This is a genomic window from Lederbergia galactosidilytica (assembly GCF_017873565.1).
GTDB lineage: Bacteria > Bacillota > Bacilli > Bacillales > Bacillaceae_C > Lederbergia > Lederbergia galactosidilytica.
The window spans coordinates 20,852-47,155 of sequence record NZ_JAGGKH010000012.1; the positions used below are offsets into that span (position 1 = coordinate 20,852).

Below are 26,304 nucleotides of genomic sequence, written 5' to 3' on the forward strand. Positions count from 1 at the left end.
TGTAATGGCACTATTTTTACTTATATAGTTAATATTTTGACATTGCCAAATGTACTAATATTTACCCTTTTACACCTCCTAGAGCGATCCCTTCAATGACTTGCTTTTGCCCAATTATAAACACAATTAATAATGGGAGAATAGCAGACACAGCCGCCGCCATCATTAATGAATAGAACTCACCATTGATTGTTGTAAATTTTTGCATAGCTAACTGAATCGTATAAAGTTGATCTGTTCGTAAGAATATCAATGGATTTTGATAATCATTCCATGTCCAGATAAATCTTAAAATAGCGTAGGTAGCAACTGCTGGGCGTACAATTGGCAAGGCAATCCGCCAAAAAATCTTCCAGTGGCCGGCACCATCCATCTTAGCTGCATCAATGAAATCAGTTGGAATCCCCATAAAAAATTGCCGCAGCATAAATGTACCTAGCACACTAAAACTTCCAAGTAAAATCAGACCAAAGTGGTTATCAAATAAACCAACACTTCTAAACATAAGAAATTGAGGAACTAAGCTTGCTTGCGGTGGTACCATATAAGTCGCCAGTACAATAATAAATAACCAACTTCCTGCTGGAAAGCGAACTTTTGAAAACCCATAGGCTGCTAGAGAAGAAACTGTACAAGATATTAAAGTTGTTAGAACCGCAACCTTAATGGAATTCCAATAATAGAGATAAAAAGGATAGTCACCAAACCATACTTCCCGGTAATTCTGAATGGCATTCCAAGTTTCTGGAATCCATTGAATAGGATATTTAAAGACATCTGCCTCAATTTTAAAAGAAGTGGATAGCATCCAGAGGAATGGTAGTAGAAAAGCAATACTACAAAAGAATGTAACGGCTGTGACAATCAGCTTTTTCGCAATCAATGTTTTTGTATTCTTCAAGTTTTCCCCTCCTTTAATAATTCACCCATTTTTTCTGACCGAACCACTGTAAAATCGTGATTAAAAATACAAACAGAAATAATATGACAGCAATCGCAGAAGCATAGCCGATTTCCAATTTAATAAACGCTGTCTCATATAAATGCCACACAAGCATTGTTGTTGATTTTAAAGGTCCTCCTGCAGTCAAGACAGCGATTAAATCAAATACCTTAAATGTTCCTATAATTCCTGTAATCAACAAGAAAAAAGTTGTAGGAGAAACTAATGGTAAGGTAATATTTTTAAACATATACCATGGGTTGGCACCATCCATCTCCGCTGCTTCATATAACTCCTTTGGAATTGATTGCAAGCCAGCAATATAAACAATGAGATTAAAGCCCACCGAGATCCAGATATGAATGATCATCACCGAAATTAAAGCAAAACTCGGATCTGCTATCCATGCAGGTGGATTTTCAATCCCTAATGACATTAGGACCTGATTAATCGGACCAGCGGAAGGATGAAATAGTACTTGCCAAACGGTTGCAATGGCTACAACACTAGAGATATAGGGCATAAAGAAAGCCACTTTAAAATAATCCTTCAGATATACATGTTTATCAATAACAATTGCTAAGAAAATAGAGAAAGCCATAGTGAGAGGAACGGTTAAAATAAAAATAGCATTATTGAATAAAGATTTTATGAATACCTCGTCACCGAATAATTCTCGGAAATTTTGCAATCCTACCCATTTCAGGTTTTCCCAACCAGAAATAAATTTCCAATCCACAAAAGCAAGAACGAAGGTTGCTATCATAGGAAGGAGAACGATAACTGTTACGCCGAGTAACATTGGTGAAACAAATAAAGCCCCTGCTAAATTTTCATTTCTTTCAATTATTGCCTTTTTATTTACCTTTAACGGCAACGCTTTCGGATTTTTCTGTACCTCAAGATTGTCTTTCATTCCTTTTCACCTCATTTTTCATCATTCCGTTAAACACATGAAGTGTTGATTACTTATCATAAGTGTCAATTGGTTACGACCATTTGTCCTTCATTTATTTTTCTGAATAAATGGTCTGAAAAGAACATTGTAATAAAACTTAAGCCACTTCCTAAATAGAAGAAGGAGATAACTGGGAAGATAAGACAAATAAAAACGACTGATAGAACCGATCCAAACATGAGCAAAGTCCGAATGGGAAAGGATACCCCGAGAATAAGCGCAGATTTAAAGTACTGGAAAGTTGTATTTTTATATTGGACAACAAGTGGAAAAATGTACAACATCACAACCAATAATAAAATGCTCACAGTGATCAAGCTGCTTAAAAAAATATAAAGTATAACACCATCAAAAGAACCTACTAGTCTAGTATCAATCACGATAAAGAGGCTGACGGTGAATAAGACAAGACCGATCTTATTCGCTTGCTTAAACTCTAATCGATAATAAGCTAGGAAGGTAGGAAATACCGAAAAGTCATCTTCACTATCTAACCATTTCCGCATGACAGAATACATTGCTACAGTTGCAGGACCAAACCCAACTATAATAAACCCAATGAAAGTGAAGATTATCCATAATAAATTTAGATAAGCCAATCGATACATCCACTCACAAACCTTATAGAGGCCCCCTGTTAACCCAGTTTGTAGATTCATCTCCATCACCTCTTACACCATTTGAATTTTGACCCCTCTCTAACTTCAAATCTTACTAAACTGAATAAACATTAAAAATAGAATAATTTTACTATCCGCGATGTTTTTTTTACTTATATCCTTGGTCAATTTTCATATTGAGACAAAAACAAAAAAATTCTCTCGCAAAAAGCGAAAGAATTTTTTTATCATTATTCATTTGAAACTTAGCTTGTTCGTTATTATTTTTGTGCTAATTGATCAACCGCAATAATGGCATTGGCCACATCTTCAGCTGTAATATCTTCGGACAAATTCCCCATTGTTTCTCCCTCTTGTATTGCAGCTTGTCCTACTTTAAGAAGATCTTCGTATGTTACTTCATCTAAATGCATTTCTTTTAATGTAGTTGGTAAGCCTAGTGCTTGATAAAACATAATGTATTTTGCTAGTTCTGTTTCTGGATGAAGCTCTAACATTAACTGGACAAGCGTTCCATAGGCTACTTTTTCTCCGTGAGTGAGATGGTGGATTTCTCCGTCTAGAACAGTAAAACCGTTATGGATCGCATGGGCGCCAGCTAATCCACCACTCTCAAAACCGAGTCCAGATAATAAGGTGTTAGCTTCGACTACTGCTTCAACATGTTGTGTCACAACGCCCTTTTGAACGGCTTGATAAGCAGGAATTCCATAAGCAAATAAAGTCTCTTCACAAGCTTTTGCAATAGCCTTAGCCGCTATACTTGTTTTTCCACCAGCCATGGCTATCCCATTACTTTTAATGGTCGCTCTTGCTTCCACCCATGTTGCCATTGCATCAGCAATCCCTGAGGCAAATAATCGAGCTGGTGCTTTTGCCACAACTTCCGTATCAACCAATACTAAATCAGGATTTTTGGCGAAGAATTTGTATGATTCAAATACGCCAGCATCACTATAAATAACGGATAAGGCACTTGTTGGAGCATCTGTTGAAGCTGTTGTCGGTACAATTACCACCCCTGTATCCAAACCATCTGCAATCGCTTTTGCCGTATCGAGTGTTTTTCCTCCTCCCACTCCAATCACATAATCAACCTGATTCGCTTTTCCTTCTTCGACAATCCGGTGAATTTCATTCATAGAAGCTTCGCCGTTAAATTCGACAAAATGAAAATCAAGTTTCTCCTCCTGAAAGCCTTTCGTAATCATCTCTTTCGTAAGATCCCAAACAATATGGTCAGAAATGATAAGTGGCTTCTTTGCCATAGTTTTTACGTGAACCCCAAGGTCTCTAAGGGCTCCTTTTCCTTGGACATATTTATTAGGTGAAACAAAGATAATATTGGTCATTCTTCTCTCTCCTTTGAAAATAGTGGATATCTTATGCTTTAATCATAACATGTTCTCATTAATTTGTGAATAATTTCACATATGTCTTTAACAGATTTCCGAAAGAAGTCTCCATCTTCAATCGTGTGCAGGGCGTAGCCCAACGATAAGGTGGAGATGAAATTCGGTTGGCGTAAGCCAAAGTTACTTACTATTCATAAAAATCTGGTATAATAAGTACAAGTGTTCTCTGATAACTATATAGGGTGGCACAGAGAATCAAGTATACGGAAACCAAGTTGTCCTTCTGTGCGTAAAATATCCAAGGTAACGAACGAACCTTTGAAACTATCCGACATCTACCGCTGGACGGACGGCGGGAAGCAACGCTTTGGGAGATGGAAGGTTGCTTTCATCGTGGAACGGAGAAGCTCCCACTTCAAATTTTCGTTAGAAAAGTAAATGGTGAGTAGTTCACAAGCAATCTTATTGAGGCAAATAGACACTTAACCCTTATAAATGTTATAATACAGCTACCCTATTTGCTTCAATTAACAACTTTGTTTTATTATAGACGATCTTATTGTGATGAGGAGGATGCAGATATGGAACCATCACTGAGTGGAGCTGGGTCCTTGTGGATTCAACACCAAGACCTAAGAATTCAAGTGACTTATCATATTTATAAAAAACATACGGAAGCTTTCGCCAGTTATTACTACTGGGAAGAAGAAAGTATCGATGGGATGGGTGATCATCCAAAGGCGAAGCAGGCGATTATCGAAGCAATCGAAAATCTTTTAGCTGAAATGGAAACTGCTGGTATGGAAGTGTGGACTACAACCCGACCATCCACTAATCAGAAGGTTAAATTCGTTATGTTTCAACCTTAAGAGATTGATAAGATAATGACGGTGACAAGCCCGTAGTTAAGTATCAATGGTGAAATCTCTATAAAATTACTACTCACTGATAAAGTTATAAAATAGAGTTGGGTCAAAAATACTTCACAAACCCATTTATTACGATAAACAAGCGACTCCATTTTGAAATAAGATTGATCAAAATGGAGTCTTTCTTTACAATGGTATTGTTCAATTTTCATAAAAAATTTCATCAATTCCCCTGTTCTTCTTCAACATCCGCTTCCGATTCTTGAATAAACGATAGCCTATTCTAATTTTTATTATCAGGCGATATTGTTGTTTCTCTTATTCCGTAAAATAGATATATAAAATAAGTGAGGATGGCCGTTATTACCCCCACAGCAAAGAGGATACTTCCAGCAATTACAAAGTTGTTTTTATGAGTTTCAAGCACAATCATGTATTGACTAGTATCAGCAATCCCCTCCACCTGATTTGCAAGCCAAATGTCTCCTAAGAAAGTTCCAAAGGAAACACTAGAAAACATCAACACTAATCCCACGATTACCAGTAAGGATGAAATAATTCCTAATACCTTAATAGATTCTTTTAACATCATACCCCTCCTAATATTCGTAACATTAATCCTTTTTAGAAGATTCGAATCAATTTGTAAAAAACACCAAAACGATAAGCCATCCTAGCAAATGGAATAGACGAGACTCCGGCGGGAAGTAAGAGATCAGTAAGGCAAGGCTCCGAAAGGCGGAGCCCGAGGAGACTTGACACTCGCCCGCGGAGCCTATTCCATTTTCTTGTTTGTAGTTTGATAAGTATTATTTTTATTTTGGAAACTTACCGGATGAAGCTGTTAATAACCCTCTACATTCTCCATTTCTATTCTATTTCCTTATACCATTTTTCTTTCCACGCCTCTACTTCAGTATCAATCTCTTTGCGAGCATTTTCGGCCTCTGTACTTTTTTCTTCTTTTAATTGTTGGAAATGCTCTTTTCTTAACTCTTCCATTTGCTTGGAGCGTTCCGCAATATAGTCTGCTGTCTCTTGATCGATCCATTCTTCTTTCAATAAAAAGCGAGTGGCATCAGAAATTCGAATGGCTTCCCGGGCAGAAAGATTCGAGAGTGGATCATATATACTAGTTAATTCGGTTAATTGATCTACTAACTCATGTAAGTGTACACCTTGCTGGCTCATGACTTGCATCATACTAGGCTGCCATTTTTTCTTCAAGACAACATCAAATTCAGCAGGATCTCTAACAGTCGCATATTGACCTCCACCAGCTTCTGCTACTTGCTTTAGTTGAGTTTGTCCCTCATTATCTACATCAAAACCAATGATATTTACTTTTGCTTCTATATTGCTCTCATTTAGTTTTTTCGCCGCTGCAATGGGATCCCCATCACATGTTTCAACCCCATCACTTACAATATAGACAATGTTTCTATACCCCTCTTCTCCATAAGGAGCAAGCAGGTCATTCGCCTTCTCCATTGCGCCTGCCAGTGGTGTCCATCCACTTGCTTGGAACGAATTCAAAGCTTGATGAAATTCTGTTTGATTATATTCTTTCAATGGATAAATTGTATCGATCGAAGAGCATGATAGCTTCTTATCCGCGTTATCCCCAGTGCCTTTATGTCCATAGGCAAGAAGAGACACATTCACATCTTTCCCAATATCTTTTGTGAATTTTTCAATTGCTTCTTTAGCAAGATCCATTCTTGTGTCATCTGCAATAGTTGCCTTCATACTTCCACTGGCATCCATCAGAATAACTAGATTTGTTTGCTCTTTTTTAGCTAGTTCAATTTCGTCCTCACCCTGCGGCAGTTCCGGCATTTCGTACCCATGATCGTAAGTAACAAGTTTTTCATAATAAGGCTCATATTGTCCGGAACCAAGCTCATAGACAAGATAATCATAAACTTCCTCAGGACTTAATGTTGTATTTTTTTGAAAGTAAGCTGGTAATTCTTTATGAACAATATCTAGGAATGTATCCTCATAATATCGAAAATACTTGGTGAAATCGACTGTTCGAGCCGCTTCTATTTCAGGTTCCATATGTTCATCCACCAGTCGTCCCGGCTTCTGTACGACAGTTTCCTCCATTGTGGTTGCTGCACTAGGAATGGTTTCAGCATTGCTCTCTTCTTTTTCTCCTTTTATAGGTGAATTCTCTTGTTTTTTAGCATCTGCTTGGGATGTTTCTGGCACATCTTCTGCACGGCATCCAACTAGGATACCGCAAATGATTAAAAAGGCAATTGCGAGCGTCCAAACTTTTGATTTACCCATGACATCTTCCCCCTTATTTTGCTCTATTATTTACGTTTCTAATAGCTAATAGGTTTCTAGGGATAAGGACCTTAATTTAAAATACCAATGAATGCAAGAGATCAAATAAGATTTCGCCAAAAAAGACCTAGCGCATATTCTGTCAAAGAATAAGCGCTAGGTCTTTTTATATTTGCCACCTTAGTCTTTACCACTTTACCAGAGTGGGGGACTGTCCCCTTATTTTCCGTACATATACTTCGTCGGATCGACAGGTGTCCAGTCTTGATTAGGTGTGTAAAATCTTAGGAGGTCACCGTATAATACCTGGTCAGATAGCTCTAACTCCTGCATAACGGTGTCTCGTAAATCTTTCATTTCTTCTGTTGGTTCTTCGATTACATCTTTGGTTTGGTTGTCATAGTAAACGCCGTCCACCCGACTAAATTTCTCTGTCATGAAGTCACCATTTCGAAATGGAACGAAATCTTTGTGTTCCTCAGAGAAAAGATCTGTCCCAAATTGAATATAGTCGCGCGCTTCAATTCCTAGCAGATGTAAGATTGTCGGTACGACATCCATTTGGCCAGTATATTCATGGTTAATACCTTGGCCTTCCATTCCCGGAATTTTAATCAAAAATGGAACGCGCTGGAGCTCAGCTGATTTTAAATTTGTAATATCTTCCCCAAGTAGCTCAGACATTGCCCGATTATGGTTGGTTGAAACACCGTAATGATCGCCATACAAAAAGATCACCGAATCTTCATATAAACCAGATGCCTTTAAGCTATTGAAAAATTGCTCCACAGACTCATCCAAATAGCGGGCGGTTTGGAAATATCGATCCACTGATGCATCTCCTGTTGTAGCTGGCTCGATTGTGGCATCTTCCTCATCAATTAAATACGGATGATGATGCGTTAATGTCATCATATGCGCATAAAAAGGCTGTGGTAGTGATTCAAGATAAGGCATAGACTCCTCAAAGAATGGCTTATCTTTTAATCCATATCCAATCACATTATCATCGGCCATATCGTAATAGCTAGCATCAAAGAAATGATCGATTCCAAATTGTTTATAAATCTCATCTCGATTCCAAAAAGATTTATAATCTCCATGAAACACAGCATTTGTATATCCTTGCTGTTGCTGTAATATCGCTGGTAATGCTTGATATGTGTTATTCCCCTTCGTTACAAACGCCGCACCTTGTGGCAATCCGTATAAAGAGTTATCCATAATCAATTCCGCATCTGCCGTTTTTCCTTGTTCCGTTTGATGGAAAAAGTTATCAAAATACGTAAAGTTCTGCTCTGAATCATGAACAAGTGAATTGATAAAAGGGGTCACTTCTTCCCCATTTAATTTATAATCAATCAAAAAAGATTGAAATGACTCTAAATGGATTTTAATGATATTTTTACCAGCAGCTGCACCAAAATAATCTGGGTTTGGTTCGGCATACTTACTTTTCGTGTAATTTTCTACCTCGGTTATGTCATCACTTGAAGCCAGGACACGTTGCTTTGATGAGTTAAAGCTTAGCACTGCATCATAAATCATAAAATTATATGCGCCCAAATATTTCACAATATAATTTCGGTCAAATGTTCTTTTTAATAACTGAGGACGATCAATTTCCGCTAATCCTAAATTCACTGTAAACAAAATCGCACCAGTAGCTAGGACGAGCATAGGCTTTTTCATCGGTAAGCGTTCCGTCGACCAGTTTCCCTTTGATTTAATAAAAAACACGACAAGTAAAATTAAATCAACTAGGTAAAATAAGTCATGCCATGCAACTAAGTCAGCAATACTCCCACCCAAACTCGCAAAATTCCCTGTTTGGGTTAATGTAGGAATGGTAATAAAGTCGCTATTAAAACGATAAAATACCACATTTGCATATAAAAGCACATTTAAAGTTGTATAAATTGTCAATAGCCAAACGCCTGCTTTTCTTCCTTTGGCAAATAATGCAAGACCTAGAAAGATAAGCCCTGAATTAAGTGGATTAAAGAACAATAAAAATTGTTGCAATATATTATTAACCCCTAAGTCAAACTCCACTTGATAAATAATATACGTTTTTATCCAAAAGCAAAGGACGATAACGGAAAAGAAGCCGGCTTTGGACGTTAGAAATTTTTTCATTATGTTCACCTCATAAAATTCTTATCCCGCATACTTCCCAATGAATACCCTCACCTAACAATTCAAAGAGCGCCATCATATCAGTGTATCATATTACCCGCTCTCTGGATAATAAAACATTACAATCTTATTTCATAGAGACTCTCTAATGACAGCAAACAGCACTGTTTCTACTAAAATGTCTCTCTTCTTTTTAGTCTCTAAAAAAGATTTCATTTTATCTTAACAAAAAAATCCGGAAGATTGAAGCCCCCTTTTAGAATATGGAACATCTTGTATTACATCTCATCCAAGCCCCATATACTGAATTATAGTCAAATAAACAGGGGGAGAAATAATGAAGAAATACCTTTTGATGTTAATTTCTTTAGCACTTATTGTCACCTTAACAGCATGTGGAGGAAAAACAGGGGGAAGTGAAAAAGGATTTGTCGGAATTGCGATGCCAACAAAATCTTCTGAACGCTGGGTGCATGATGGAAAAAATATGGTGAAGGAATTCGAAGATCTAGGATATAAAACTGTTCTTCAATACGCAGAAGATGTGGTGGAAAACCAAATATCTCAAATTGAAAATATGATTACACAAGGAGTCGATATTTTAGTCATTGCTTCTATTGATGGGGAGGCTTTAACGACAGTATTAGAACAAGCAGATGCTGAAGGCATTCAAGTGATAGCCTATGATCGGCTAATTAAAGGCACTGAACATGTCACCTATTATGCAACATTTGATAATTTTCAGGTAGGCGTATTACAAGGACAATACATTGAGGAAGCTTTGGATTTAAAGAATGAGGATGGTCCTTTTAATATTGAATTGTTCGGTGGCTCACCTGATGACAATAACGCCTATTTTTTCTATGATGGAGCGATGTCAATTCTTCAACCCTATATTGATGAAGGCAAACTAATTGTAAAAAGCGGACAAATGGGAATGGATAAAGTCTCTACATTAAGATGGGATGCGGCCCAAGCACAATCAAGAATGGAAAACTTATTAAGTACACATTACACAGATGAGGAAGTCGATGCAATTTTATCGCCATATGATGGTATTAGTATTGGAGTGATTTCTGCACTGAAAAATATTGGTTACAAGGAATTACCTGTTGTTACCGGACAAGATGCTGAACTGGCCTCCATCAAATCCATCGTAGCAGGTGAACAAACCTCGACAGTGTTTAAAGATACTCGTGAACTCGCAAAAAAAGCAGTTGAAATGGTCAGTGCTGTTTTAGAAGGAGAAGAAGCGGAAGTAAATGACACGGAAACATATGACAATGGCAAAAAGGTTGTCCCTTCCTATTTGCTAGAACCAGTGCTAGTTGATATTGACAACTATAAAGAAGTAATTATTGAGGGTGGCTACTATACGGAAGATGAGGTGCAATAATGTGAAAAGCTGAATTCGTCATAGTAGTTGTCTCACGGTGAGCAATTGGCATGCAACAAAAAAATCTGTTTTCAGTAACTAGGAAGGCATCACCCATTGGAGAAGCGGATGATGTCTTCCACCCCTTTTACCTTATGGCCTGAACAGATCTGAAAGGTTGGGAAAAAGATGAAACCCATTTTATTAGAGATGAAAGATATTTCGAAGGAATTTCCCGGTGTAAAAGCCCTTGATCGCGTAAACTTCCAAGTACAGGAAGGCGAAATTCATGCATTATGTGGAGAAAATGGCGCAGGTAAATCCACTTTAATGAAGGTGTTAAGTGGTGTCTATCCATACGGATCATATGATGGAAACATCTTTTTTAAAAATGAGGAATGCAACTTTAAAGATATTCGTCAAAGTGAAGAGTTAGGGATTGTTATTATCCACCAAGAGCTAGCCTTAATTCCCGAACTTTCAATTGCAGAAAATATCTTTCTTGGAAATGAACAAGCTGTAAAGGGTGTTATTAATTGGAATGAAACTAAAAAGAGAACAAAAGAGCTTTTAAAAGTAGTTGGTTTGAAGGAATCACCAGACACATTCATTAAAAATATTGGTGTGGGGAAACAGCAACTTATTGAAATTGCCAAAGCTCTATCCAAAGATGTTCGCTTATTAATTCTTGATGAACCCACTGCAGCCTTAAATGAAAGTGACAGTATCAATTTGCTGAACCTTTTAAAGGAGCTTCAAACAAAGGGCATCACATCGATTATTATCTCTCACAAATTAAATGAAATTAAACAGGTGGCTGATAAGGCTACAATAATCCGCGATGGTAGAACGATTGAAACAATTAACACTGCAGAAATTACCGAAGACCGTATTATTCATGGAATGGTCGGAAGAAGTTTATCAAACCGTTATCCAGAGCGTACGCCAAATATTGGTAAAACCTTTTTTGAAGTAAAAGGATGGACAGTAGATCATCCTGTACAAAAAGATCGCCAAGTCGTAAAAGATATTCATTTCCATATTAGACGTGGGGAAATTGTCGGAGTTGCGGGATTAATGGGTGCAGGCCGTACCGAATTAGCCATGAGTTTATTTGGTCAATCTTATGGAAAGAAGACCTCAGGTGACGTGTTAAAGGGTGGTCAATTGATCGATGTATCTACTGTACCAAAAGCGATTGAAGCCGGAATGGCCTATGTTAGTGAAGATAGGAAAACATATGGGCTCATTCTTATGAATGATATTAAAGAAAACATTTCCCTTTCAAAACTTGAGAAAATCTCTAAAAGACAAGTGGTTGATCAATATGAAGAATATGAACAAGCCGATTCTTTTCGAAGAACCATGAATATCAAAACCCCTTCTGTTACTCAGAAAACCGGAAACTTAAGCGGAGGAAACCAGCAAAAAGTCGTCTTAAGTAAATGGATTTTTTCAGAGCCTGAATTACTAATTTTAGATGAACCGACTCGTGGGATTGATGTGGGTGCTAAATATGAAATTTATACAATTATCCACCACCTTGCCAATGAAGGTAAAGGAATTTTAATGATTTCTTCTGAACTGCCTGAAATCCTCGGTATCTGTGACAGAATCTATGTGATGAGTGAAGGGGAATTTACTGGTGAAGTTACAAAAACGGAGGCAACACAGGAATTATTAATGAAATATATGACAAATAGTAAGGGGGATGCAGAATGAAAGCCTTATTCAAACTAAATATGCGCCAATATAGCATGATCATTGCGCTCATCTTCATTGTCGTCTTATTTCAACTTTTAACCGGTGGAACACTTCTAAAACCATTAAATATTACGAACTTAATCTTACAAAATAGCTATATATTAGTTTTAGCAATTGGGATGGTTCTTGTGATCATCACTGGGCATATTGATTTATCTGTTGGTTCTGTTGCGGCCTTTGTCGGTGCGATCGCGGCAATATTAATGGTCAACTTGAATTTAAATCCCTTCCTCGTTATTATCATTTGCTTACTACTTGGGGCCATCATTGGAGCTTGGCAAGGGTTTTGGATCGCGTATGTCGGCATTCCCGCCTTTATCGTCACATTAGCGGGAATGTTATTATTCCGCGGTTTGACATTAGTTGTATTAAAAGGACAATCGATTGCACCCTTTCCGATTTCCTTTCAAAAAATTAGTACTAGTTTTTTACCCAATCCATTTAACGATGGCGGTTTTCATACTTTATCGATGATCGTTGGGTTTGCCCTCTCTTTATTATTCATTGGAATCGAATGGAAGAACCATCAATCACAAGTAAAATATCAGTTTGACGTACTGCCAACCAAGCTATTCTATAGTAAGCTAATAGCGATCTTCCTAATCGTCAATGGATTTACGTATGTGTTAGCAACCTACCGTGGCATTCCTAATATTCTAGTCATTCTCCTTGCACTTATCGCCCTCTACACCTTTGTGATGAAGAAAACCATTATCGGTCGACATATTTATGCAGTAGGTGGAAATTTAAAAGCCGCCGAGCTTTCTGGTGTGAAAACGAAGCAAATTACATTCGGAGTGTTTGTCAATATGGGGGTCTTAGCTGCCTTATCAGGACTAATTTTTGCAGCACGCTTAAATGCGGCTACGCCAAAAGCTGGAAACCTGTTTGAATTGGATGCAATTGCAGCTGTCTTTATCGGCGGTGCTTCCGCTTATGGTGGAGTAGGAACGGTCATTGGCGCAATCGTCGGCGGCTTAGTCATGGGAGTGATGAATAATGGAATGTCAATTCTCGGCCTAGGTATTGATTGGCAGCAGGCGATCAAAGGGCTTGTACTATTAATAGCAGTTGCCTTTGATATTATTAGTAAGAAGAAATCGGCATAGTAAGTCAGATACTTTTTGCAATGAGGGGAAAGTGGTGATATTGTCTTTCACTCCATACACGCCTTTATCTAGCGCCACTATAGGAAGCAGGGTCCCATTAAGGGAAAGGAAAAACTGATTGACATATAGAAGATTTAATGTTATGTTTTTAATAGTTTCAAAGGGGAGTAGCTTTTACGGTAAAGTCGTCATTACAGAGTATCGATCATACTCTCGGCTTTACGGGCAACTTTTAACGTTGTTAGCAAGACCTTTGCCAATGTGGTAAAGGTCTTTATATTTTTAGGGGCTTTTACCATTCATTGGTAGAAGCCTCTATTTTTTTATTAGAAGGGAGAATACTACTTGGACTCACTATGGATTGAATACGGCTGGACTTTAATCATTCTCATTGGATTAGAGGGAATCTTATCTGCTGACAACGCACTCGTTTTGGCTGTCATCGCCAAACACTTGCCAGAAGAACAAAAAAAGAAAGCCATTAATTACGGAATTTTGGGCGCGTTTCTTTTCCGGTTCTTAGCCCTATTCGCTATTTCTTTTATTGCTAATGTATGGCAAGTGCAAGCAATTGGTGCAGCTTACTTAATTTATTTAGGTTTAAAACATGTCATTCAAGACTTTTTTGGTTCAGCAAAGGATGAAAAAGATGATTTGAACAAAAAATCCGCTGGTAGCGGGTTCTGGCCAACGGTGGCCAAAATTGGCTTAGCGGACCTTGCTTTTGCGATCGATTCGATCTTGGCTGCTGTCGCACTTGCGATCGTTCTACCAGAAACACCACTTCCACAATTTGGCGGAATGGATGGCGGACAATTTTTAATCGTTGTATTAGCGGGAATTGCTGGTTTGATTTTAATCAAATATGCAGCTAATCTATTTGTAAAACTTCTCGCATCCCGTCCTCGACTTGAGACAGTTGCTTATTTAATTGTTGCTTGGGTAGGTATAAAACTTGCTGTCATTACACTTAGCCATGAAAAAGTAGGAATCTTGGATGAACAATTCCCACATAGCACAGGTTGGACAATTGCGTTTTGGGGCGTGCTTTTAGGAATTGCTGTTATCGGTTGGTTTATGTCAGGAAAAACAACCCCACATAAAAAAAAGACATCCCATGAAAGCTCTTCTTCATAAGAAAGTCATGCAGGAGCTGATTTAACTAGGATTAACTTTTAAAGGGAAAAGGAAAATCTGCTAGGTGCACGCCTCCTAGCAGGCCAACTCGCGACATCCCATCGTCTTTATTAATTTAGAAAGAAAGATACAGTCACTAAAATAGCTACTTGGGAAGAATCTAATCGACTTCCAAGTAGCTATTTTCAATAATAACTATTTATGAGAAAACAGGTATGGCATAATCGTACTGAGATGAATCCTTTGAAAACAAAAACTAAAGCGATTTTGAAAACTATTTATTTCGTTATCTTTAGTTTACGGAACTTTTAGAATAGCCATGCTCATTATTTCCCTTTTAGGATATGATTTCATCTCCCCAACTGATGGAAAAGAATTCATCATTGGTACATTGATTCCCGATTTTGTCTTTCTCTTTATCTTTTGTATCTTTTCATTATTATATTTTAATAATACTAAAGCCGTCTTTGCCATCAATTTCTTCCTGCTAATAATTCTTCTTTTTTCGGTGATACCTCGATTTTATGTAGCTAATACGTACTCTATAATAGAAGAAGAAAATTCAAAAAGCGATTATGCGATAAGTTACACCCTTCATAAAGTTGAGGGTGAAGAGTATGACAGATATACTGTTTACACTTTTAAAAAAGTAGCGTCGTTCATCTATAAGCCGCAGGGAAAATATAGTTATGAAGGTAGTCAATATAATGATATTAGGCATCTTATCTATAAAAATGATTATGAGCTAAAACATGGTAACACCCTCATCTTGGGGAATTATGAAATTCCATTAGAATAAGATGCCCAAGAAAATGGCATCTTATTTTTTAGTTGTTCATTATGAGTACCAGAAGCTCAATTCAATTATAATCACATACTTTCTCTTCTCTTAAAAATGGTTTGAACTCATGTAAACATGATGAGAAGAAGTTACCAAATAAAAGAATAGAACCGCACATCATGGCACATGAACACTAATTAGCTATCCCTAATATCGAGAATATTTATTTACAGTGTTAAAGGCTATTACTTTCACGTATTTATCTCAAAAAGCTGTTTGCATAGTTTCCAAATTTCCCTCAGTTTTTAGTTCGTCTTTTCCAACACACTTCTATCATCTTCTACAATGTGGCCATAGCGCTCTTCTTCTATTTCTGTTAATGTCTTCCCCCTTGTATTTGGAGCTAATACAATCCCAATTATGAGATGGATGACTAAGAAGGCCATCATGACAATCCCGGCAACCACAAATGTAAGTGTATCCATAATTATTGGCAAAGCGATTGACCACAACGCGATACCAGTCCTTACAATAAAATACATAAATCCTTGCGCTGTTGCCCGGTATCTCGTCGGAAATAATTCACTTGTCCATAATGCATAGAAGGCTTGTGCTCCAATACCTGCTGCAGAACCCCATAAAATCACAAAAGTAATAAGTGTTGGCCATGTCATTGGCATAAATGTTAAGATAATCCAAGCAACCACACCCATAACTGCTCCAATAGTGAATAATGTTTTGCGGCTCATTTTATCTCCAATTTTCATGAAGACAAAAAACGTCGTTAGAACAGTAAACATCCATAAGAAAGACTGGAGGAGATTTGCTTGCATATTACTTAATCCACCAACATTTTCATAAATATATGGCATAAAATATCCCATTGCCCCTGCCGTTAAATTCCAAAACAGATAGATACCTAATAATAAAAATAATGCTTCACGATTTGGCTTTAATGTAAATAATTCCTTTAAAATACCTTTTTTAATAATCCCATTTGCTTTATCCAGATCATCTTTTGCTTTTTGTTCTTCCCAAATCTTCGACTCTGGCAACCCTCGTCGAATATAAAGGGCAATCGCCGCGATAATTAATAAATGCAGGAAAATTAGCCTTGATCCCAATAGTCCTAATGGAGCTACGATTACAGCTAAAGCAAATGTAATCATCGGTCCAATTGACCAAGCGAGTTGGGCTGCCCCCACATGAGCGGCTCGTTTTTCTTTCGGAGATTCCTCTGCAATATATGTCCAAGATACTGGCACACCTGCACCTACAGCAATTCCAGTTATAATCGTACCAATTAATAGCATTGGAAAATTCACAGAAGCTGCGATCAAAGCTACCCCGATCATATAAACCATTAAGTCATAGCTAAAAATGATTTTTCTCCCATATTTATCCGTTAATGGGCCGCCAATAAGTGCACCGATTGCGGCTCCTAAGGCATTGGCACTTAATGCTCCTAACAAACCCACACCTAAACTATCAAATCCTAAGTATGTTTGCCATAATGTAAGACTACTAGCAGCAGCGATGATCGAACCTGCTTCTATATAATTCGCCATTGATATGGCAACGGTCGCTTTCCATCCAGTAACATTTTTAGCAGCAAATTTTGTATTCCCCATTTTTCTCTCCTACTCTATGATGTTTTCTTTCAACTACGTGGTTTAACCTAGTCCATATGAAATACTTCTGTTAAATCAATCGTAACCGGGCTGTTATCTGAATTCGTTTCCATAACTGGCTCCATAAACTCCCACCATTTTTGGTTGATTGCCGTTTCTGCCATTCTACTCCACTTTTCTTCATCCGCTATCTCGATATAACCAAATAATTGATCAGTGTCTTTATCTAAAAAAATGGAATAATTCCGCGCTCCATGTCGGCGTAACTCCTCGACCATCTCTGGCCAAATTTCATTATGTCTCTTCTCATATTCTTCATGTTTATCTGGATAAACCTTCATAATAAATCCTTTTCGTTTCATCCCTTCGCCTTCCTTCTTTTATAAATCAAGCTTTCTTGTGGTAACGCTTGCAACAATCGATATCTTTATAGTAATGAACCCCCTTACAAAAGTCAACACAAAACCAACATTTTATTTTTACTTATCTTTGTTTCAGCCCATTTAGCTGTTTTTACGGGGACTGTCCCCCAATACGTTAATACTTTAATATACTGGGGGACTGTCCCCATTATTCTTTCAAAATTGTAAGGGTAATACCGATGATTGTAAGGGAAATGAATAGTTTCAGTAGGGGATCCACATTAAAATAGATATTGTTAATATGAAACCAGGAGGGATATAAATGAAGAAGGCTATTCTTTTTTTTACAGTTACTTTGTTATTTTCGACTATTCTTACTGGCTGTGGGATTGATTTAAACCGATTGGGCGCAGAAAAATATTACGTTCAAGTAAAGGGAGATGGAGATAAAAAGGACGATGGTCGTCAGGATATATATGATTACACATTAACGGGATTTAATGAAGATGGAGAGGAAGCGACCTTAGAATTCTTCGCTTTAAAAGAACTTCGCAAGGATGCTTATTTGATCTTATATTATAAGGATAAAAAAGGTGTTACATCATATCAAGAAGTTAATGAAGAGGATATACCAGAGAAAGCATTGGAGAAATTGCAAGAGGGAGTAAAATAATCACTTCATTATTTAAGTTTTCCTATGTGGGTAGGAACGAGGCTATTCTTTGTGTGTATGGGCATTCGTTAATAAAATTAATCTCTTTAATTATTAGCCAAAACAACCTTGCTAATGGACAGTTCGTCCTAAAACGAAAACAAAATCTTGAATGTCCTATATTACGTGATTGTCCCTCCCAAAAAGTAGCAAAAGAGTGCAACTCTGCAACCTTAGGGGGTAGTACAAAATTACTAACTCCCCTTTGAATATCTTTAACTAATTAACGCGGCACCCTTTTATCAGAGCAGGGGACAGTCCCCATCTTTATTTGAACCATCCTTTTTTCTTTGATTGGGTGATAGCTTCGATTCGATTGGTTACTTCGAGTTTATCGAGGATTTGTGAAATGTAGTTTCTGACTGTGCCAGTTTTAATACTTAGTGTTTCTGCGATTTCCTTTGTGTTTCTTCCATCAGCTACCAATTCTAATACTGCCTTTTCCCGAACAGTAAGTGGGTTTTCCTCACTATACAGGTCATCCATTAGTTCAGGGGCATAGATTTTTCTACCTGACATAACATGACGAATGGCATTTGCCAATTCCTCACTCGGGCTGTCTTTTAATAAATAGCCATGAACTCCAGCTTTTATCGCACGTTGAAAATATCCAGACCTGGCAAAGGTTGTAAGGATGATCACTTTACAATTTAAAATTCGTAGTTCCTCAGCTGACTCTAGCCCTGACTTTCCTGGCATTTCAATATCCATAATACATATATCAGGTTCGAATTGTTTCACTAATTGAATAGCATCTTCGCCATTATTAGCCATTCCGACTACTTCCATATCATCTTCCAAACTAAGCAAGGATCCAAGTGCCCCTAACACCATTCTTTGATCCTCAGCGATGACAATCCGAATCATATATTTTCCTCCTTCACCTTTTTTATCACGGTCGGCACCCTCATTTTAAGGATTGTTCCCTTTCCCTCTGTAATGTCTAATGTTCCATTGACAAATTCTAACCGCTCTTTTATCCCCATCAGACCATTCCCTCTTGCAAAGTAACGATGATCGCTCATTCCGACTCCATCATCCTCAACCGTGATTTCAATCTCCTTATCTGATTGCTCCACCATAACCCAACATGTCTTCGCCTGACTATGTTTGACCACATTATTGACAGCCTCTTTGACACACATGCTTAAAATATTTTCAAGGAAGATGGATACATTTTTTAACTCGACATCATGATCGACTAACAAATCAATCTGGGCGACATGTAAAATTTCCCGAACTCTCACCAATTCTTCCTGTAATCTAATTCCACGCATTTGCGAGACCATTGTTCTGACTTCATTCAACGCTGTTCGGGCCGTTTGCTGAATATCTTTCAACTCATGTTTAGCCTGCTCTGGCCGTTTATAAATCAACTTTCTCGCTAGATCACTTTTTAAACCGATCATAGACAATTTTTGTCCTAATGTGTCATGTAAATCACGGGCAATCCGTTGGCGTTCCTCTTGTTTTACAAGCTCAGCAATTTTATTATTTGCATATTCTAATTGTTGTTCTAACTTTTCTTGACGTTTACGATTATAAATATTAATTGGCAATAAAATCACACTTAAACACAGGATGATAATAAACGGCAACTCTTGTAAAAATGAATCATTATGATAAATCGTAAGTAAAGTGATGGAAATAGCGGTAAAAAGCAAATGAATAATATATAAAGTTAAAAATGTGGCGCGATTTTTGATATGCCCTATACAGTAGGCTATATAAAAGGCAAAATATATATATTGAAATAGCAGAGACATGGCCATGGAGATGGCAATTAAAATAATCGTCCATAAATGGACAGGCCATTTTTTTGACACATAAGCAAAACGTAAGGCAACGAAGAAAATAATAATCAACGTAATTCCCATCACTACGTCCACAATTGCAGATGATTGGAGAACGAAATAAAATGGGAGAATGGCTAGAATTGTCCATATATAGGGAGATATTCCCGAACTTTTCAGTTTTTGTATAATCTTTTTCATCTCTTTAACCTCATATCCGAATAAGAATAGCGCAAGCGCTCTTTTCATGAAACAGCTTTGTTTGCGACATTCTGTCGGCAGGCTTAAGCAATGCGCTCTGATTCTCCCTTGTAGGGCCTCTTTGCCATCATAACACAAAGATGTTTTAAGAATCCTACGAATTTTTCACTGATGAAACTGAGACAGAAAGTTTATCTTCGCTTTCTTTTTCCATCATTCTTTTAATTTCTCTAAACCCAATGAATCTTTTATTTTTTTCATCCCATAAGCGGAAATGCAGTGAACGTAGACTGCTGGATAAAGTAATGGTTGTGGCTTCTTGTAAAGACTTATGGTTATTATGCACTTCTTCTAAATAGTAGTTTGGGATTCTTGGACTTAAATGATGGATATGATGAAAACCAATATTTCCTGTTAACCATTGAAGAACTTTCGGTAACTTATAATAAGAACTTCCATCTATAGCTGCCTTGACAAAATCCCAATTATCCTGGTTTTCAAAATAAGAATCCTCAAATTGATGTTGAACATAAAACAACCAAATTCCTAGTGAACCAGAAAGAAAGAAAATTGGACCCTGAACTAACAGAACCGTTTGCCAACCGACTAACCAGCATAATAGGGCAATAACTATTACAATTGAAATATTGGTAATATAAGTGTTGGGACGCTCTCTTGATTTAGCATTTTTCGTATTGAATCGATAGGCAATTAAAAAAATATAGATTGGACCAAGTACAAACATCACAAATGGATTACGATACAAACGATACGTTAATTTCTGTAATTTGGAAGCAGCGACGTATTCATCCACCGTCATAACCCAAACATCACCTGTACCACGCTTATTCAAATTACTACTTGTGGCATGGTGAATCGAATGACTATGCTTCCATTGTTCATAAGGACAGAAAGTTAAAATCCCTGTAATCGTACCCCAAATTTGATTTGCCCTTCTCTTTTGAAAAAACGAGCCATGACAGCAATCATGGAAAATGATGAAAATCCGCACCAAAAATCCAGCTGCAATGATGCAAAGTCCCAATGTTAGAAAATAAGAAACAGATAAGCTTTTGTAAGCTAGGAACCATAAAAGAAAAAACGGACCAAGTGTATTGATCACTTGCCAAATACTACTCTTTGTATCTGACTTTTCATAATGGGCAATTTCCTTTCTTAAATTACGATGATCAAGCTGAGCCATCAAATCACGTCACCTTTCTCGTTATCTTTTTCCTTTATTTTAAGAAATGTTAATAATCGATAAAAGACATGAATGTCACGGGCAGACCATGATAGATGTCATGGGTGAGTTTTCTTCCATAAATTAAATAACTAATGAATTTCCTCTCTCACTTCTAAGTAGCTTAAGCTTGAATGATCTAATCCAAGGTTAGCACTTCGTCATTAGATTGAAGGTTGTTGTATACTTGAATTTTTAACATCTATGACATTGTACTATTGCGTTCAAAAAGAAAGAGCAAATAGATTTGGAATTCTCTCCAAATCTATTTGCTCTTCCATTCATTTATACTTAAATAACTGTCCGGATTAATTACTTTCTGTTTCTATCTCCCTATTTTCTTTACGCATTTGTTTAAAGTACCAGGCAAATAATAAAATATAACCTACCAATGCTAATACAGAAAATCCTATTAACTTCATATCCATAGTATTAACAGCTTTTCCGAATAGAATAGCTAGCATTTTCTCAATTGGATCGGAGTCTACAGAAGAAATTAAGGCATCTGAAGCAAAACCGTCCGGGAAATTCCCCATGGCCTTAGAAGTTTTCGAAACAAATTCCGCAATAAAAGTAGCCGCCCATAGGAATAGTGGAATTAAAATTGTCCCAATAATTGTCATACGGATAACTTTTCCGCGCGTTACAATTAACAAAGCTGGAGCTAGAACAGTCAATAATATCCCACCCAGTGGCAGTACCTTATTCCCTGGGAGAAAGATAGCTATAACAAGAAGAATCGGAGCCAAAATATTAGCTACAGCCCATAGTTCAGCGCGAGTGGCTAAAATAGGCCAGTCAATTCCAATGAGTAGTTTCCGTCCACTAAACCGTTTACTCATTTTATTTGTTATTCCCTCTGATAGTGGACCAATTGCGGGACCAAACCAACTACCAACTAGTGAAAATAATTCAAGTGCAACGGCCCCTGTAAAAGCTAGGGTGAATATTTCAGCTGCCGACTGACGACCTAATAAACCAATAAACACCCCCAAATAAGCACCAATCGCGAAATTACTTCCCCAGAATCCAATCTTTTTATTTAATGCTTCGGCATTGAAATCAAATTTATCAATAAAAGGCAAACAAACATCAATAATTTTATTAAACAACATTACTACTGGTGCGATTAACAAAGATGGATGAGCAGTAGTTGTAATATTTTCTTTATCATAACCTAGTAATTTATTAATGGTAGGCTTCATAACATCAGCGTTAATAAGCATAAGAGCATAGATAAATCCTACAAATAAAGTCGTTAAGATTAAATTGTCATCCGAATAATACATGGTAAGGAGCCCAATAACAGATAGGTTCCAAATATTAAACAAATCTACATTTAATGTAGTTGTTTTTTTCGCAATTAACATAATTGCATTTACTATAAGGCAAATAAAAGCAAAATATAAAGTATAAACAGAACCCCATGTGATCACTGCGAGTGGCGCCCACCCTAAATCAGTGACAGATAAGGACACCCCTGTTGACTCTACAAAACTCTCTAAAGCAGGCGCAAAAGCACTGGAAAGCAATGAAATTACAGCTCCCATACCAGTTAATGCAATGGCCATTCGTAAACCGCCTTCAATAGCTTTAGAAATAGAAACCCCCACTATTAAAGATAGAATCGTAATGATAATAAACATCATGGCCGACCCACCTAAATTAATAAAGGCATTAAAAGCATCATTTAATCGTTCAATAAACATCTGGATGACCTTCCTTTTTATAAAATGAGTAAAATTAGTAATCGGTTACGTAAACGTTTATCAAAACTATAACAGAACTTTTTTTAATATACAACATTAAAATTCCCTTCTATTTTTATATTGACATTAGTTATCCATAGTGATTAAATAAAATTTAGTAATCGGTTACGCAAATGAGGGAAGATAATGGTCACTATAAAAGATGTCGCTAAGGAAGCGGGTGTTTCTGTCGCTACGGTTTCAAGAGTTCTTAACAATAAAGGTGGCGCTAGTACAGAAACAATTACTCATGTGGAAAACATTATAAAAAAGTTAAATTATAAACCAAATAGGTTAGCCAAAAGTTTATCTGAAGGAAATTCAAATTTAATCGCCTTTCTTGTTCCAACGCTTAATAATCCATTTTTCCCTGAACTAGTCAAGGAAGTTGAAAAGTTCGCAAACGAGAATGGATTTAACATTTTATTATGTAATAGTGATGACGATCGAGCGAAAGTTGAATATTATTTAGATTCGATGATTGATCACTATGTTAGTGGAGCAATTATTAATTCATTACATGTGGGACCAAATGATCTTGCTGTTTTGGAAGAACGTGGGATTAGAACAATTACTATTGACCGGGCTAATTTCGAACATCCCTATTCAGCCATTACTGTAGATCATTCATTAGGTGCTCAACTAGCTGTTACCCATCTTATCCGTGATGAGCAGTGCAAAAACCTTGTTTTTATCTCAGGTCCTAAAAATGAAAAAAGTGCAATTGATCGATTAACTGGATTCACACTTGCACTAAACGAATCAGAAAATCCAGTAAAAACAACAATTTGCTATGGTGACTTTGGAATAGAGAGTGGATATGAGAATGCGAAAGCGCTAATTCAAACGGGAAAATCTTTCGATAGTATTTTTTGTGCGAATGACGCAATGGCTATTGGTGCCATGCGGGCCTGTCATGAGTTTGGGTTCCAAATTCCCAATGAAGTGAAGATTGTTGGTTATGATAATGTAAGCCTTTCTTCATATATGTATCCACCTCTCTCTTCAGTGGATCAATGTAAACGTGACATTGGCAAACTAGCTGTAAGTGAATTAATTCATTTAATAAAGCATAAAAATCAAAAGCCCAAACAATATCATTTAGAACCAAGTCTAGTGATCCGAAAATCATCTGGAGGGAATTGACATGTATAAATTAGGACCATCACTGATGTGTGCAGACTTAGGAAATTTAGAACAAAACATGAAAGAATTAGATAAGGCAGGTGTGGATTTTTACCATATTGATATTATGGATGGAAAATTTGTACCTAACTTTACTTTGGGGCCAGACTTTGTTAAGACGGTACGTAAATTAACAGACACTCCAATAGACGTTCATTTAATGATTGAAGAACCAGAAAGACATATTGATTTATTTGTTGATTGCGGTGTTGAGATGATTTCTGTGCATCAAGAATCAACTCAAAACTTGCACAGTCTACTATCGAGAATTAAAAATCATGGAATAAAAGCGGGTGTCGCCATTAACCCCGGTACATCTTTAGAGTTTTTGGATAATGTCTATGATCTCTTGGATTATATTGTCATCATGACCGTAAATCCTGGATTTGCAGGTCAAAAATTTATTCCGACAATGTACAGAAAAATAGCAAAAGTAAGTGAAATTATAAAAAAATATAATCGTAATATCGAAATACAAGTGGATGGAAATATCGGAGCAAATACCATACCGAAATGTGAGGAAAATGGAGCCACAATGTACGTTTTAGGTACAAGTGCTATCTTCAATAGTCATCATACTCTTGAGGAAAACGTTGCTCTTACTAGAAAATTATTTAACCATGAAACGAAATAAACTGGAAACTTTTCAACTAAAAATTGGGGGTATTGAAAATGGCATATGATATAGCAGTTGTCGGCAGTATAAATATGGATGTAATTGTGGATACACCGAATTATCCTGAATATGGTGATACTCTATTTTGCGACTCCATTGCTATGAAGCCGGGCGGTAAAGGAGCAAACCAAGCTGTCTCTGTGGCAAAACTCGGAAAGAAAGCTTGCTTAATTGGAGCAGTGGGAAATGATAGTGCTGGAAAGCAATTAATTCAAAATTTAAATTCTAAAAACGTCGATACTACACATATCCTTCAAAGTGAAGAGTCTGGAACAGGAACCTTCGTCGCAATGATTGATAGCACAGGTGAAAATACAATGGTGGGAGCAAAGGGTGCTAATGATTCCCTCACATCGGAAGATATAACAAAAACATTCGCCCAAATAGATGCTAAAATTCTGTTGATCCAAATGGAGACAAGCAGGGAATCTATTATTGCCGCAATGAAAGCCGCTAAAGAACGGAATATGTATGTTGTATTAGATCCGGCACCAGCGGATGGAATCTTTGACGAAGCTTTCAAATATGCTGACTTAATCACACCGAATAAACAAGAAACGAAAAGGATTACTGGTATTGAAGTGACAGATGAAGCTTCCGCACTTGAAGCAGCAAAAAAATTAAATGAACTTGGAATCAAAGATGTAATAGTAAAAATGGGCGAAGATGGAAGCCTTATTTATCAAAATGGACAGGCAACGATAGTGGACGCAATTAAAGTTAAAGCAGTTGATACAGTTGGAGCAGGCGACTGTTTTGCCGGAGCACTTGCAAGCTCATATTTAGATACTAATGATTTAATAGAGTCTGCCAAATTTGCAAGTGTGGCAGCAGGTATAAAAGTATCACGTCATGGTGGTCAAGAAGCCATCCCAACACTGAATGAAGTAGAGTCGTATTTAATAAAATAAATCAGCCAATTAGCTTTTCTAATAAAAGGGATCCTATACTATAATTCGAGTACAGGATCCTTTTTATTTAGCCAGATGTTATTACATCGTTAGCAGCTGGCATTTAGCTGCTTATTATATTAATCACAGAGATTTTCCCTCTCCTAATCCCCAAAACTTTTCGCAGCTGTTTACAATAAAAAAACTCCGCCTAAAATCTAGGAGAGTTTTGCATTACCAACTTGCTTTTTTTATTCCAGGAATTTGTCCCTGATAAGCAAGTTCACGAAAACAGATTCGACATAGTTTGAATTTCCGAATCACTGAATGTGGACGGCCACACCGTTCACAACGTGTATATTCTCTAACTTGATATTTTTGATTATTGCTTTGTTTTACTATTAAAGATGTTTTCGCCATCTTAATTCCTCCTTTTATATTTTGGAGGTAGGAGCGTATTTATTATTTTAACTCACTTTCTCTAGTATTTAAACAGGTACATTTTGGATATTTAA

Annotated in this window: 25 protein-coding genes; 9 read left to right on the forward strand and 16 right to left on the reverse strand. The window is 37.0% G+C overall.

Going from position 1 to position 26,304, the window contains the following annotated elements; translation table 11 throughout:
• Nucleotides 1-61 precede the first annotated feature (61 nt).
• From J2Z23_RS13380 to J2Z23_RS13395, 4 genes are all read right to left on the reverse strand, one after another.
• Nucleotides 62-883: a carbohydrate ABC transporter permease gene (locus tag J2Z23_RS13380; protein WP_057996110.1), complete on the reverse strand. Its 822-nt coding sequence runs from the start codon at nt 881-883 to the stop codon at nt 62-64.
• Between the two features lie 31 nt (nt 884-914).
• Nucleotides 915-1,859 (reverse strand): carbohydrate ABC transporter permease, encoded by a 945-nt coding sequence (locus tag J2Z23_RS13385; protein ID WP_057983596.1) that lies wholly within the window; start codon nt 1,857-1,859, stop codon nt 915-917.
• 65 nt (nt 1,860-1,924) lie between these two features.
• Nucleotides 1,925-2,560 carry a YesL family protein gene (locus J2Z23_RS13390; protein ID WP_209974202.1) on the reverse strand — a complete coding sequence of 212 codons (636 nt, stop codon included), beginning with the start codon at nt 2,558-2,560 and terminating at the stop codon, nt 1,925-1,927.
• A 221-nt stretch (nt 2,561-2,781) separates the two neighbouring features.
• Nucleotides 2,782-3,873, reverse strand: coding sequence for a glycerol dehydrogenase (locus J2Z23_RS13395; protein WP_057983600.1), 1,092 nt, complete (start codon nt 3,871-3,873; stop codon nt 2,782-2,784).
• A 584-nt stretch (nt 3,874-4,457) separates the two neighbouring features.
• On the opposite strand from J2Z23_RS13395, the gene J2Z23_RS13400 reads away from it, so the two are divergent.
• Nucleotides 4,458-4,745 (forward strand): hypothetical protein, encoded by a 288-nt coding sequence (locus tag J2Z23_RS13400; RefSeq protein WP_057983602.1) that lies wholly within the window; start codon nt 4,458-4,460, stop codon nt 4,743-4,745.
• Here the strand turns inward: J2Z23_RS13400 and J2Z23_RS13405 are convergent.
• The 4 genes from J2Z23_RS13405 to ltaS form a co-directional block, all read right to left on the reverse strand.
• On the reverse strand, nt 4,742-4,957 hold the full coding sequence (locus J2Z23_RS13405) for a hypothetical protein (protein WP_209974204.1): 216 nt from the start codon (nt 4,955-4,957) through the stop codon (nt 4,742-4,744). The genes J2Z23_RS13400 and J2Z23_RS13405 overlap by 4 nt on opposite strands.
• Before the next feature lie 71 nt (nt 4,958-5,028).
• A complete protein-coding gene (locus J2Z23_RS13410) occupies nt 5,029-5,334 on the reverse strand; it encodes a hypothetical protein (protein WP_057983607.1) in 306 nt (101 codons plus the stop codon).
• A gap of 281 nt (nt 5,335-5,615) precedes the next feature.
• Entirely contained in the window at nt 5,616-7,043 is a 1,428-nt protein-coding gene (locus J2Z23_RS13415; RefSeq protein WP_209974205.1) for a vWA domain-containing protein, read from the reverse strand.
• Between the two features lie 219 nt (nt 7,044-7,262).
• Entirely contained in the window at nt 7,263-9,182 is a 1,920-nt protein-coding gene (gene ltaS, locus J2Z23_RS13420) for a lipoteichoic acid synthase (protein WP_209974208.1), read from the reverse strand.
• Between the two features lie 337 nt (nt 9,183-9,519).
• Here ltaS and chvE point away from each other — a divergent pair, with 337 nt between their 5' ends.
• The 4 genes from chvE (at nt 9,520) to J2Z23_RS13440 (ending at nt 14,567) form a co-directional block, all read left to right on the forward strand.
• Complete coding sequence (gene chvE, locus J2Z23_RS13425) at nt 9,520-10,578, forward strand: multiple monosaccharide ABC transporter substrate-binding protein (protein ID WP_209974209.1); 1,059 nt, start codon at nt 9,520-9,522, stop codon at nt 10,576-10,578.
• A gap of 168 nt (nt 10,579-10,746) precedes the next feature.
• Nucleotides 10,747-12,279, forward strand: coding sequence for a multiple monosaccharide ABC transporter ATP-binding protein (gene mmsA, locus J2Z23_RS13430; RefSeq protein WP_064468944.1), 1,533 nt, complete (start codon nt 10,747-10,749; stop codon nt 12,277-12,279).
• Nucleotides 12,276-13,430 carry a multiple monosaccharide ABC transporter permease gene (gene mmsB, locus J2Z23_RS13435; RefSeq protein WP_209974211.1) on the forward strand — a complete coding sequence of 385 codons (1,155 nt, stop codon included), beginning with the start codon at nt 12,276-12,278 and terminating at the stop codon, nt 13,428-13,430. The genes mmsA and mmsB overlap by 4 nt, the downstream gene beginning before the upstream one ends.
• Before the next feature lie 345 nt (nt 13,431-13,775).
• Nucleotides 13,776-14,567: a TerC family protein gene (locus J2Z23_RS13440; RefSeq protein WP_209974213.1), complete on the forward strand. Its 792-nt coding sequence runs from the start codon at nt 13,776-13,778 to the stop codon at nt 14,565-14,567.
• Nucleotides 14,568-14,864: 297 nt separating this feature from the next.
• On the opposite strand, the gene J2Z23_RS13445 is transcribed toward J2Z23_RS13440, so the two are convergent.
• The 3 genes from J2Z23_RS13445 to rhaM form a co-directional block, all read right to left on the reverse strand.
• Nucleotides 14,865-15,041: a hypothetical protein gene (locus tag J2Z23_RS13445; RefSeq protein WP_165589582.1), complete on the reverse strand. Its 177-nt coding sequence runs from the start codon at nt 15,039-15,041 to the stop codon at nt 14,865-14,867.
• A 612-nt stretch (nt 15,042-15,653) separates the two neighbouring features.
• Nucleotides 15,654-16,979, reverse strand: coding sequence for an MFS transporter (locus tag J2Z23_RS13450; RefSeq protein ID WP_064468943.1), 1,326 nt, complete (start codon nt 16,977-16,979; stop codon nt 15,654-15,656).
• A gap of 47 nt (nt 16,980-17,026) precedes the next feature.
• A complete protein-coding gene (gene rhaM, locus J2Z23_RS13455) occupies nt 17,027-17,341 on the reverse strand; it encodes an L-rhamnose mutarotase (RefSeq protein WP_057983623.1) in 315 nt (104 codons plus the stop codon).
• Nucleotides 17,342-17,663: 322 nt separating this feature from the next.
• Between rhaM and J2Z23_RS13460 the strand changes: the two genes are divergently transcribed.
• The gene (locus tag J2Z23_RS13460) at nt 17,664-18,014 is read left to right on the forward strand and encodes a YxeA family protein (protein WP_057994304.1); all 351 of its coding nucleotides are present in this window, start codon (nt 17,664-17,666) and stop codon (nt 18,012-18,014) included.
• Between the two features lie 306 nt (nt 18,015-18,320).
• Here J2Z23_RS13460 and J2Z23_RS13465 read toward each other — a convergent pair whose 3' ends face one another.
• The 4 genes from J2Z23_RS13465 to J2Z23_RS13480 form a co-directional block, all read right to left on the reverse strand.
• On the reverse strand, nt 18,321-18,920 hold the full coding sequence (locus J2Z23_RS13465) for a response regulator transcription factor (RefSeq protein ID WP_057983627.1): 600 nt from the start codon (nt 18,918-18,920) through the stop codon (nt 18,321-18,323).
• Nucleotides 18,917-20,047, reverse strand: coding sequence for a sensor histidine kinase (locus J2Z23_RS13470; RefSeq protein ID WP_209974215.1), 1,131 nt, complete (start codon nt 20,045-20,047; stop codon nt 18,917-18,919). Before J2Z23_RS13470 ends, J2Z23_RS13465 begins: the two co-directional genes overlap by 4 nt.
• Before the next feature lie 154 nt (nt 20,048-20,201).
• A complete protein-coding gene (gene desA / locus J2Z23_RS13475; protein ID WP_209974217.1) occupies nt 20,202-21,251 on the reverse strand; it encodes a Delta(5) desaturase DesA in 1,050 nt (349 codons plus the stop codon).
• A gap of 347 nt (nt 21,252-21,598) precedes the next feature.
• Nucleotides 21,599-22,999 carry a PTS transporter subunit IIC gene (locus J2Z23_RS13480; protein ID WP_064468941.1) on the reverse strand — a complete coding sequence of 467 codons (1,401 nt, stop codon included), beginning with the start codon at nt 22,997-22,999 and terminating at the stop codon, nt 21,599-21,601.
• 186 nt (nt 23,000-23,185) lie between these two features.
• On the opposite strand from J2Z23_RS13480, the gene J2Z23_RS13485 reads away from it, so the two are divergent.
• Genes J2Z23_RS13485 through rbsK form a run of 3 tightly spaced genes read left to right on the forward strand, consistent with a single transcriptional unit; the run spans nt 23,186 to nt 25,810 of the window.
• Nucleotides 23,186-24,184, forward strand: coding sequence for a LacI family DNA-binding transcriptional regulator (locus J2Z23_RS13485; protein ID WP_209974219.1), 999 nt, complete (start codon nt 23,186-23,188; stop codon nt 24,182-24,184).
• A gap of 1 nt (nt 24,185) precedes the next feature.
• Complete coding sequence (gene rpe / locus J2Z23_RS13490) at nt 24,186-24,857, forward strand: ribulose-phosphate 3-epimerase (RefSeq protein WP_057983636.1); 672 nt, start codon at nt 24,186-24,188, stop codon at nt 24,855-24,857.
• A gap of 38 nt (nt 24,858-24,895) precedes the next feature.
• Nucleotides 24,896-25,810, forward strand: a complete 915-nt coding sequence (gene rbsK, locus J2Z23_RS13495) for a ribokinase (protein ID WP_209974221.1) — start codon at nt 24,896-24,898, stop codon at nt 25,808-25,810.
• Nucleotides 25,811-26,023: 213 nt separating this feature from the next.
• On the opposite strand, the gene J2Z23_RS13500 is transcribed toward rbsK, so the two are convergent.
• Nucleotides 26,024-26,209 carry a type Z 30S ribosomal protein S14 gene (locus J2Z23_RS13500; protein WP_209974224.1) on the reverse strand — a complete coding sequence of 62 codons (186 nt, stop codon included), beginning with the start codon at nt 26,207-26,209 and terminating at the stop codon, nt 26,024-26,026.
• Nucleotides 26,210-26,304 lie beyond the last annotated feature (95 nt).

Excerpts from the sequence above, each read along its gene's own strand:
- J2Z23_RS13385 (WP_057983596.1), bottom strand. The coding sequence starts at position 1,859 with ATGAAAGACAATCTTGAGGTACAGAAAAATCCGAAAGCGTTGCCGTTA.
- J2Z23_RS13390 (WP_209974202.1), bottom strand. The coding sequence starts at position 2,560 with ATGAATCTACAAACTGGGTTAACAGGGGGCCTCTATAAGGTTTGTGAG.
- J2Z23_RS13395 (WP_057983600.1), bottom strand. The coding sequence starts at position 3,873 with ATGACCAATATTATCTTTGTTTCACCTAATAAATATGTCCAAGGAAAA.
- J2Z23_RS13400 (WP_057983602.1), top strand. The coding sequence starts at position 4,458 with ATGGAACCATCACTGAGTGGAGCTGGGTCCTTGTGGATTCAACACCAA.
- J2Z23_RS13405 (WP_209974204.1), bottom strand. The coding sequence starts at position 4,957 with ATGAAAATTGAACAATACCATTGTAAAGAAAGACTCCATTTTGATCAA.
- J2Z23_RS13410 (WP_057983607.1), bottom strand. The coding sequence starts at position 5,334 with ATGTTAAAAGAATCTATTAAGGTATTAGGAATTATTTCATCCTTACTG.
- J2Z23_RS13415 (WP_209974205.1), bottom strand. The coding sequence starts at position 7,043 with ATGGGTAAATCAAAAGTTTGGACGCTCGCAATTGCCTTTTTAATCATT.
- ltaS (WP_209974208.1), bottom strand. The coding sequence starts at position 9,182 with ATGAAAAAATTTCTAACGTCCAAAGCCGGCTTCTTTTCCGTTATCGTC.
- chvE (WP_209974209.1), top strand. The coding sequence starts at position 9,520 with ATGAAGAAATACCTTTTGATGTTAATTTCTTTAGCACTTATTGTCACC.
- mmsA (WP_064468944.1), top strand. The coding sequence starts at position 10,747 with ATGAAACCCATTTTATTAGAGATGAAAGATATTTCGAAGGAATTTCCC.
- mmsB (WP_209974211.1), top strand. The coding sequence starts at position 12,276 with ATGAAAGCCTTATTCAAACTAAATATGCGCCAATATAGCATGATCATT.
- J2Z23_RS13445 (WP_165589582.1), bottom strand. The coding sequence starts at position 15,041 with ATGGCAAAGACGGCTTTAGTATTATTAAAATATAATAATGAAAAGATA.
- J2Z23_RS13450 (WP_064468943.1), bottom strand. The coding sequence starts at position 16,979 with ATGGGGAATACAAAATTTGCTGCTAAAAATGTTACTGGATGGAAAGCG.
- rhaM (WP_057983623.1), bottom strand. The coding sequence starts at position 17,341 with ATGAAACGAAAAGGATTTATTATGAAGGTTTATCCAGATAAACATGAA.
- J2Z23_RS13460 (WP_057994304.1), top strand. The coding sequence starts at position 17,664 with ATGAAGAAGGCTATTCTTTTTTTTACAGTTACTTTGTTATTTTCGACT.
- J2Z23_RS13465 (WP_057983627.1), bottom strand. The coding sequence starts at position 18,920 with ATGATTCGGATTGTCATCGCTGAGGATCAAAGAATGGTGTTAGGGGCA.
- J2Z23_RS13470 (WP_209974215.1), bottom strand. The coding sequence starts at position 20,047 with ATGAAAAAGATTATACAAAAACTGAAAAGTTCGGGAATATCTCCCTAT.
- desA (WP_209974217.1), bottom strand. The coding sequence starts at position 21,251 with ATGGCTCAGCTTGATCATCGTAATTTAAGAAAGGAAATTGCCCATTAT.
- J2Z23_RS13480 (WP_064468941.1), bottom strand. The coding sequence starts at position 22,999 with ATGTTTATTGAACGATTAAATGATGCTTTTAATGCCTTTATTAATTTA.
- J2Z23_RS13485 (WP_209974219.1), top strand. The coding sequence starts at position 23,186 with ATGGTCACTATAAAAGATGTCGCTAAGGAAGCGGGTGTTTCTGTCGCT.
- rpe (WP_057983636.1), top strand. The coding sequence starts at position 24,186 with ATGTATAAATTAGGACCATCACTGATGTGTGCAGACTTAGGAAATTTA.
- rbsK (WP_209974221.1), top strand. The coding sequence starts at position 24,896 with ATGGCATATGATATAGCAGTTGTCGGCAGTATAAATATGGATGTAATT.
- J2Z23_RS13500 (WP_209974224.1), bottom strand. The coding sequence starts at position 26,209 with ATGGCGAAAACATCTTTAATAGTAAAACAAAGCAATAATCAAAAATAT.